The organism is Streptococcus caledonicus, from assembly GCF_042656225.1.
GTDB lineage: Bacteria > Bacillota > Bacilli > Lactobacillales > Streptococcaceae > Streptococcus > Streptococcus caledonicus.
Genome location: NZ_JBHSOJ010000027.1, coordinates 1 through 9,280 on the forward strand (window position 1 = coordinate 1; position 9,280 = coordinate 9,280).

The 9,280-nt window shown below is 39.6% G+C and carries 6 protein-coding genes and 1 pseudogene; 4 read left to right on the forward strand and 3 right to left on the reverse strand.

The genetic code is table 11. The features are described from left to right. Positions 1–311, forward strand: a 311-nt coding sequence (locus ACFPQ3_RS09705) for an LPXTG cell wall anchor domain-containing protein (protein ID WP_380434430.1), incomplete at its 5' end; no start/stop codon positions are given. Positions 312–558: 247 nt separating this feature from the next. On the opposite strand, the pseudogene ACFPQ3_RS09710 reads toward ACFPQ3_RS09705, so the two are convergent. The 3 genes and pseudogenes from ACFPQ3_RS09710 to ACFPQ3_RS09720 form a co-directional block, all read right to left on the reverse strand. After that, positions 559–753 (reverse strand): annotated as a pseudogene (locus tag ACFPQ3_RS09710) (transposase); the annotation flags it as partial. Between the two features lie 157 nt (positions 754–910). Beyond that, the gene (locus tag ACFPQ3_RS09715) at positions 911–1,138 is read right to left on the reverse strand and encodes a hypothetical protein (protein WP_156807235.1); all 228 of its coding nucleotides are present in this window, start codon (positions 1,136–1,138) and stop codon (positions 911–913) included. 3 nt (positions 1,139–1,141) lie between these two features. Then, entirely contained in the window at positions 1,142–1,360 is a 219-nt protein-coding gene (locus ACFPQ3_RS09720; RefSeq protein ID WP_156807234.1) for a hypothetical protein, read from the reverse strand. A gap of 763 nt (positions 1,361–2,123) precedes the next feature. Here ACFPQ3_RS09720 and ACFPQ3_RS09725 point away from each other — a divergent pair. The 3 genes from ACFPQ3_RS09725 to ACFPQ3_RS09735 all read left to right on the forward strand — a co-directional run. Beyond that, complete coding sequence (locus ACFPQ3_RS09725) at positions 2,124–2,360, forward strand: TlpA family protein disulfide reductase (RefSeq protein ID WP_162012952.1); 237 nt, start codon at positions 2,124–2,126, stop codon at positions 2,358–2,360. A 565-nt stretch (positions 2,361–2,925) separates the two neighbouring features. Next, the gene (locus ACFPQ3_RS09730; RefSeq protein WP_156807232.1) at positions 2,926–3,507 is read left to right on the forward strand and encodes a TlpA family protein disulfide reductase; all 582 of its coding nucleotides are present in this window, start codon (positions 2,926–2,928) and stop codon (positions 3,505–3,507) included. Between the two features lie 138 nt (positions 3,508–3,645). Continuing rightward, on the forward strand, positions 3,646–9,280 hold a 5,635-nt coding region (locus ACFPQ3_RS09735; protein ID WP_380434432.1), incomplete at its 3' end, for an isopeptide-forming domain-containing fimbrial protein.

Below are 9,280 nucleotides of genomic sequence, written 5' to 3' on the forward strand. Positions count from 1 at the left end.
GGGAAACAGAACAAGCAGTGTGGGAAACAGTAAATACTCCTGTTCTTGAGAACTACACAACTACTCAAACAGAAATTGCAGAAAAAACTGTATCACCAGATAGTGCAGATAGTGTAGAAACAGTGACCTACTCACTTATTAAAGCTGCTATAGCTAAATCACCAATAAATTCCGAATCATCTCTGGAGCTTTCTCAACTACCTAAAACTGGTGACAAGGTTTCTAATCTAAGCATAATAGGCGCTACTTTGCTTGCTAGTTGCTCATTTCTTCTTATTAACCCTAAAAAAGACAAGAAGATTAGGAATTAATTCCGGATTTTTCTCATTAAATCAAAAGTAAAATATGGAGATTAGATGTCAGATAGCGATAAGACTCTTTAAAGCGGTTGACAAAATCGCACTTTAATATTTGGAGAGTAAGCTAACATAAGAATTCTGATAACTGGGAAACTAAGTAGTTCGTAAGCGTCCAATAACAGAGTATATTGAAACTTCCAAAGTCTTTGTTGACTCTGGAAGTTTTGGCTCTTTGTCAACTGTAGTGGGGGACTTATAGCTAAAGACGAGAGGAGACGAATGTCGTCTTCTCTTTTTTGATGTTCAAAGCGATTAAGATACGTTTTTTGAAATTGTCAAAGTTCTTGTAACCAAAAGCATTGCGCTTGATATCTTTGATGAGTTTGTTAGTGGCCTCAAGTTTAGCATTAGAATAAGGCAATTCAATGGCGTTAGTGATAGCTTTGGCAAGGTCAGTATACGTTTTAAGTTACTCGGCAACCTTTTTTTCGTCATTTTTTTTACTAGCTTTTGCACATAAATCAATCAATTCGTCGATAGTGATCGTAACGGAGATGTTATCTCCATCTTTAGTGAAATATTTGGCATCAAGATCTTCAAGAATTTCGGTATTAGATGAGCTTTCTGATGAAAGAAGGCATATCTTCTCCAGAAATTTCTTCAATGTCTAAGAATTTATCATCTAGCTCTTCGGTTGCTCCACCAGAGATTTGAGCAAACTGAGCAAATGGAACGGCATTCATGTAAGCCTTGTCTCTTGAATAAATCATTTCAAAATCAGAAAAGCTACTGTCGAAGTCTGATAGGTCTACGGTCAAACCAACGAGTTCTTTTTTCAAATCTTAAGAAGCAATTGCTTTGATTGCTTTGCCTTTGAAGGGCTCTAGTTGAGCAAATAATTCACCGCTGGCGTCATCTACCTTGATGGTATAGTCGTAAGAGGCTTTGTCTTGCTTTTGTTGCTCTTTCATCAAACTAAGAAATTCATCCTTAGGTGATTTGGAGCAAGTAACCAGCAATAGTGTTACTGGAACGATGAGTAAGGCTTGTAACTTTTTCATAAAAATCTCCTTAATGTGTTATCGTTGTTCATCACATTCGTATAGGATGACCGCTAACGATGCGTGTTAATAAAATAGTCCAGTGGATTATTTTAGGTGGACACTTGAAATTAAAGAAGTGTCTAGTTGCAGACCTCCAATTAACCACTGCGTCGATCTGTTATTACTATCAAAAAGAGAAGGTTGAGATATTTTGCCTCAACCTTCTCTAGAATGATTATAAAAATAGCAGTGGGTGAGAAATGTTAGATTATGAATGTTCGTTTTTTGTGAAAGCGGTTAAAATGAAGGGATGAGGTCACGAGGAGGAATTGTTCTTGGCAACTTAAGATGTACAAAATTTGTACGAGATGAGTACTAAATAAAAATTGATAATATAAATAGGAATACGCAGTTTAAAAAGTTGGTTAATTGTTCTCAAAGTTGCATCTAGTTATACTGTATGCGTCCATGCCGCTTTTGAATACTCTCCAATTTTATTCAAAAGGGATTGATGTGAAATTCTGATAAAGTTGATTTGCGGATAGGCGATTTTGATAGAGTCTTGGTTAAATGTACATAAATTACATAATTGTTTATTTATGTATAAAGTTTGCAATAAAAATAAAATAATTTGGTAAAAAAAACTCAAAACACTTGCCATAAGGCATTTTCATCTGTTACAATGACTAATGCACAAATATGAGAAAAGGGGGGATCTGTAGAATAGATATAGAAGTATGATCTTTTTTAATTAATATTGGTAACAGCTGGATTGACCTATGTGTTTCATCAAGGCCAAAACAAAGATGTACCAATTAGTGATACTAAAACGTTCTCAAATCCGGCCGTTTATGATTGGGAAGGTCAAAAATTTCCGACTTTTACCTTAGTAGCCAGCGATGGAACAGAAGTATCTTCAGAACAGTTTAAATATAAGACGATGATTTATGTACAGTGCGCCAGTTGGTGCCCAGATTGTCAATGCGTTTTGCCAATGATGCCAAAACTTCTACGATAAATATAGTGGTAAGGTGACATTTATTTTTGCGAATGCCACAGGAACTGCGGGCGGTTAGGAAACCCGTAAAGCAGTGACGAGCCATATTACTAACAAGCAGTTTACGTTTTCCTATTACTATGATGAATAACTTGGATCATCCTCTCAATTACAAATTGAGAACGTTCCGACTCTTCTCTTTGTCACTGTCGATGGCGTGGTAAAAAAGCCAATATTAAAGTCAAAGGTATAGGGAGAGAGATTTGGAAGAGATGTTGAAAAATATTTTCTAGTATTTGAATGCTTTTTTTATCTCTGCAAGGTAAGAACTGTGGATACTGTCCCCTTTTGTTAATTGACTGAGACTTGGTTTATATAAGCCTAAATGTGGACTAGTTTCTTGATTGGAGTACTCATAACATAAAATGATAGATGTTAAAAGCTCGTTGAACTGTTGTGTATAGAGGAGTAGGCCTAGCAGTGTGAGAGGTATATAGAATAACCTCTACGGTAATTATCGTATAACGCGAGGGATTATATTAGTAATTTCGTCTATGTTATCAAATGTTGTGAGAAAGGAAGAAAAATGGATAAGTCAGATAGATGGTGGCTCTTTTCAGCACTCGCTACATTTATTGTGGGTATGTCATTTTGGGGGCTATGGTATGTAAATTCTCAAAAAGAGCAATCGCCCTCAACCCCAACTGAAGAGGTGGTAGGGGAACATAGTTCATCTACACATGAACTGCTTCATCAACAATTGCCAGAGTTTAAGATGACAAACACTGATGGTAAAGAAGTCAGCAGTAGTGAATTTTATGATAAACCTATGGTGATTGTAGATTGGGCTAGTTGGTGTCCGCATTGTCAAGAGCATTTACCTATCATTCAGAAACTCTATGAAGAATATGGCGATAGAATTCATTTTGTGATGATTAATCTAACTGATAATGCTCAAGAACCTAAGTCTCAAGTTGATGCTTATGTAAAGGAAAATAAGTTTACGTTTCCTTACTATTATGACTTGGGTCAACAAGCAGCAGACTCTCTTAAAGTTGAATATTTACCAACAACTTATTTTGTTGATGGTCAGCAAATAATTAAAGATATTCGAGTGTCTGAAATGAATGAAAAAGAATTACGACAAGCAATAGAAAGCCTGTTTTAAGGAGATAGATTTGTTCGGGAACTGGATAACTTGATCTTGAAATAATCGATATAACGATATAAGTAAATCTATGGAATGCTATTATTTCAAATACTATGGTATCCGAACAAGTCTAATATATGAAGGAGAAAATTTATTATGAAGCGAAAGCTTTTAAAAGTTTTAGGCATGTTGCTAACCTTTGGGATAGGAGTGCCATTAACTTTAGTCTCTCTTTACTCCGTTGCGGCTAATGCGGTGACCCCTGTGGTTACGGCAGGTCAGCCAACCATCACCCGAGAGGGATGTAAACGGATTATTGAGAAGACTGAGGAAGTTAAGTGGGAGCTCCCACGTCAACCGATTGACTTGGTTATCCTGCAGGATGCTTCGGGATCATTTAGAGAAACGATTGGAAATATTAACCAAGCGTTGACTACTTTGACAACCCCGGTTGCAGCACAAGACTACAAGTACGAAGATCCGAAGCTTATTTTCACGAATAATCCAGATACGACGGACCGTGTCATGATTGCGACTTACCAAGGACTGAATGCACGCCGTCTATTTACTAACAATAGTTTCGAAGGTTACTATACAACAGCGGAAGTTACAGGAACAGGAAGTTATCAGTATGAGAATTCAGGTTTGATTAACAGTCAAGCTGATTTGAAGCGATTTATTGATCAACGATTGAATAGGGATGCTGTTAACGGAGGAACCCCAACGGTTCCAGCCATTGATGATATTGTTAAGGATTATAAAGTTGCTAAACAGGCTGCTGGGCATAATGACAAACGTAAAACGGTCTTTCTCCTGATTACCGACGGCGTTGCCAATGGGCATCGTGTGGCGGGAGATAATACAGTTTATATTGACCGTAGTTTAGATCGTCAGGAGAAGATTGCTAAAACTTACGGATTCACCCAGCAAAGTGGAGGAGAGTGGTATACAACAGATTCTCGAGTTGTTGCCAATCTAACTTCCCGTGATTACACCACTAGATATGATGCTTATGGGACCCCGTATTATTTCTTTAGCCAGTCCGAGGGCGCGCAGGACTTTGTTAAACGTTCACAAGAGTTAGTTGCTCGTGGAGAACAGTTGAAAGCTGAACTTGGAGAAAACTCTGATGTTGTAATTGGTTTCTGGGAAGATAAGCCAAACTTTGTTGTTGCCCAGCAGTATGGTAAAGGATATGAACAAGATTATTTGACTGCCTATAATATAGAAACAGGTGAGTCTCGTTCAGTTCGTAAGACCTTTCAAGATTCCTTGAAAACCATGTCATCAGGCGTTAAAGAAAACCCTGTGACTGGTGAAAAAATTGACCTCTATGTTAACGAACAAGGTGATGTTAATCTCTTTGCCAACAAAGTTCTTAAAGCGGTGTCTGCTGCTATGGTGCGTGAGAATGTTGAGGGTCAGTTTGAAGTAACAGAAGGATACAAGGTTGATGCTGTCCGTATCAATGACAAGACAGTGGTTGAAGAACCAACGGATCTGACAAAACAAATTCGTGGTACAATTAACCAAGTCGGAAACAAAGTAACTATTTCTGTTCCTGAGAGTGTTTTCAATCCAGGAGATAACAAATTTGAATATGATTTGAGTAAAACGAATGCCGCCAATGAGGTTGATGAGGATGCTGAAGAAGATCCAGCAGAGAATTACCAACCGAAGAAGGAAAAAATTGAAATTCCACAACTGACAGGTACCTTTAAGGTAGGTAACTACGAAACGGCTAAGATTGGTGGTAAAGAACCGACATCGGTTGAAGTAGAAGAAATTCTCTATTGTTACCCATCAGCAACTAAACAGATTACTGATACGGATTCGAAAAATGACGCAGGTAGTATTGAAGATCCCTTGGCTCTATCTAAGAAACCTGCTTATGCGGCTAACTTGACAGAGTCTGGTGAAGGCTTTACCTACACGGTCAACTATCGTTTCCACAACTCTCCATACGAGTGGAAGAAAAACGCCATGTTGGTGGATCCGCTAGACTACCGTTTGGAAGTTGTTTCTGCTAAGGTAGAAGATACTTCTGGGCTAGGATTGACCTACAAGGTTGAGCAAACCACTCAAAAAGATGCTTCAGGAAACACACAAACAGTCTTATATGCAGCGATTCCACAAGTACCTGGTAAGAATCCAAAAGAGGACAAAGGACCTTATGATGGCCTGGTCTTCAAGACTGCACGTCTGGTAGTTGAAGTTAAGCTTAAACCTGAATTCCAAAAACAAGGAACAGCTGACTACACGAAACTTCTCCAAGATAGCTCAGGTTACGGTCTCTATAACCAAGCCTCTATCATGTGGAACGGTGGTACCACTCCGAATGTTGATGAGCATGCAGCTGATAAAGACAAAGGCACTAAGAGCACGATTCGTCGTTCAAACGCTGTCTATGTCAAACCGCCTGTTCAAACGGAAATTAAGAAAGCTGTTAACGACAAGGAACACCATGACCTGGAAAAACCAGCAGAAGAGTTTACTTATAAAATTACCTCACCATGGCCAGGTCCAGTGAAGTCCTTCAAACTCGTGGATAAAGTAGTCCCAGAACTTGAGATTATCAAGGACAGTGTCAAAGTCACCATCGGTGGCAGAGAATACGCTACCCAAGGTGCCACTGCTACCGTTGACGACGCTAGCAACACCGTCACTTTGGACTTGAACGATGAAAGTAAGATTAATACCATTAACCGTTTAGTTCTTCGCCGAGATACTTCTGGGAAGCAACAGGATGTGGTCTTGACTTTTAAAGCTAAGATCCGTGATGGTGCCGATGTCTCTAAGTATACTGAAAATGGTGTTATCAAGGTTCCAAACACAGCCGATGTCATTTTGAATGGCGACAAACCAATCACTTCCAACAAGGTAACTGTAACGCCACCAAAACCAACAGACCCAGAAATCACGAAAACGATTAATGATGGTTTGACAGAATTGGTAACCTTTGAAGCTCTGCCATATACTTATAACATTAAGGTAGATTTACCAAATAGTATTGCTACTTACAAAAAATTTGAAATTGTTGACACACTGAATGAAAATCTTGAGTTTACAGCTGAAGAGCCTTCAATCAAAGGTGAAGCAGCAGCTCTCTTTGATATTCGTAAGGAAGGTAACAAGGTTGTAGCGTCTATTAAAGCAGGTAAATTTGCTGAAGCTGCAAAATACTCATTAGTTGAGTTGGTAATTCCAGCACAAGTTAAGACAGGAACAACTGTACCTAAGATTAACAACGTTGCTAGCATTAATTACCGACCAAGTACACAGGCGGAAGGAACACCAGATACTAACAAGGAAACTCCTCCAGTAACGGTAACCCCTCCAACACCATCTAAGAAGATTAACGAGACTGAGACTCATTTGGATATTGAAAATGAAGGTCGTTACGTTTACAACGTTAAGGTAACCCTTCCAACAGATATTGATAAGTATAAGTCTTTCGTTATTTCCGATACACTCAATAATGAACTTGCCTTTTATCCAAATGAAGTTGCAAGCATGAAGGGTGACGCTGCTAACTTCTTCGCTATTGAGACAAACAATCAAACTGTTACAGCAACGATTACTAACTTTGAAGCTGCAAAAGCTTTTGCTGGTAAGGAAGTTGAGTTGATTATTCCTGCTCAAATCAAGGCAGGTGTGACAACAGCTAAGATTCCAAATACAGCTAAGATTGTTTACACAGATAGTAAATCTGTCAAAGGCGAGAAGGAAACAAATCCTGTTACGGTAACGCCTCCGGGTGAAACGCCTTCGCCTAAGAAGACTGTTGATACTAAAGGATCATTGAACCTTGATACTTTAAACCAAGTCTTTACTTATGATGTTAAGGTTCAAGTACCTGCTAATGTTACAGGATTTACTAAGTTTGAATTAACTGATGACTTGGTTGACATTCTTAATGTGACAGAAACCAAGTTCAATGCAGGAACAGTGACAACTCCAGAGGAGGCAAATGCGAATGCTGGTCTCGTTGTTGCAACTATTCCAGTTGAGAAACTGCCAGAGTTTGCTGGTAAAGAGGTTGTTCTGACCATCAAAGCTAGCATCAAAGAGGGAACTACTGAGGAAGCCCTTAAACCATTCTTAACGTCGAATGGTTCTATCCCGAATAAGGCAACCTTGTCTGTTGGTGATAAACCAGGTCAAACTAAGGATTCTAACGAAGTTCCAGTAACACCTCCAAGTGAAGATCCTACTATTGATAAGAAGATAAATGGTAAGGAAACACACTTAGACATCGATAACGAGCAAGATTACAACTACAATATCAAGACAAAATTACCTCTAGATATTACAAGTTACAAAGATTTCGTTATTACTGATGAGCTGGAAGGTGAACTAGAAATCCAAGGGAAACCAGAAATTTTAGGTCCTGCAGCTAAATTCTTCACAGTTGATGTAAATGATCAAAAAGTTACAGCAACAATGAAGGATATTGACAAAGCTGGCGAGCTAGCTGCCACAGAAGTTGAGCTTGTTATCAAGTCTCGCATTCGCAAGGGGGTCACTCGTCAAAACATTCCTAACACAGCCAAAATTGACTTTACCAATAAATCTGGCAACAAAGGCACTAAGGAAACTAAACCAGTAACAGTAACGCCACCAGGTGAAACCCCAACCGTATCTAAGAAGATTAACGGCACATTGGATCACTTGGATACGCTCAATGAAGCAGCGTATACTTATAACATTAAGACCCCACTTCCAGCAGATATCACAACATACAAGAAATTTGTGATTAGCGACGAAGTGAATGGTGAGATTGCGGTAGAAGGTGCGAACATTCTTGGAGACGCGGCTAAGTTCTTTGATGTTAAAGTTGAGGGTCAACTGGTAACAGCGACTATGAAGAACTTCGCAGAAGCCAAAGCCTTTGCAGGTAAGACCGTTGAGTTGGTGATCACAGCTCACATCAAACCAGGTGTGACAACAGCTAAGATCCCTAACACAGCGAAAGTGACTTATCAGAACAAGTCTCACTCAGAGGGCACACCAGATAGCGAAACGCCACCAACTCCACCGGTAACGGTAACGCCACCGCCATTGACTAAGAAGATCAATGAGACAGAGACACACTTAGACGTGGCGCCAACAACTGACTACACTTACAACATCAAGACAGTTGTTCCAGGCAACATCTCAAGCTACAAATCATATGTGATTTCAGATACGCTTGAGAAAGAGTTGGAAGCTAAGAGCGCAACGATTAAAGGTGCGGCAGCGGATTACTTCACTGTTACAGTGAAAGACCAAGTTGTTACTGCAAGCGTTAAAGACTTTGCGGCAGCGAAAGCTATTGCAGGTCAAGAGGTTGAATTGGTGATTGTGTCTCAAATCCGTGAAGGAGTGACTCGTCAAAACATTCCGAACACCACGAAGATTACGTTCAGCCACAAGCCAATCGTTAACGGTGAGGAAGAACCAAAAGGAGAAACCCCACCTAAGGATACGCCACCAACCCCACCAGTAACAGTAACGCCACCAGGTGAAACCCCAACCGTATCTAAGAAGATTAACGGCACATTGGATCACTTGGATACGCTCAATGAAGCAGCGTACACTTATAACATTAAGACCCCACTTCCAGCAGATATCACAACATACAAGAAATTTGTGATTAGCGACGAAGTGAATGGTGAGATTGCGGTAGAAGGTGCGAACATTCTTGGAGATGCGGCTAAGTTCTTTGATGTTAAAGTTGAGGGTCAACTGGTAACAGCGACTATGAAGAACTTCGCAGAAGCCAAAGCCTTTGCAGGTAAGACCGTTGAGT

Coding starts and splice junctions, on each gene's coding strand:
- ACFPQ3_RS09730 (WP_156807232.1), top strand. CDS start 2,926: ATGGATAAGTCAGATAGATGGTGGCTCTTTTCAGCACTCGCTACATTT.
- ACFPQ3_RS09720 (WP_156807234.1), bottom strand. CDS start 1,360: ATGAAAAAGTTACAAGCCTTACTCATCGTTCCAGTAACACTATTGCTG.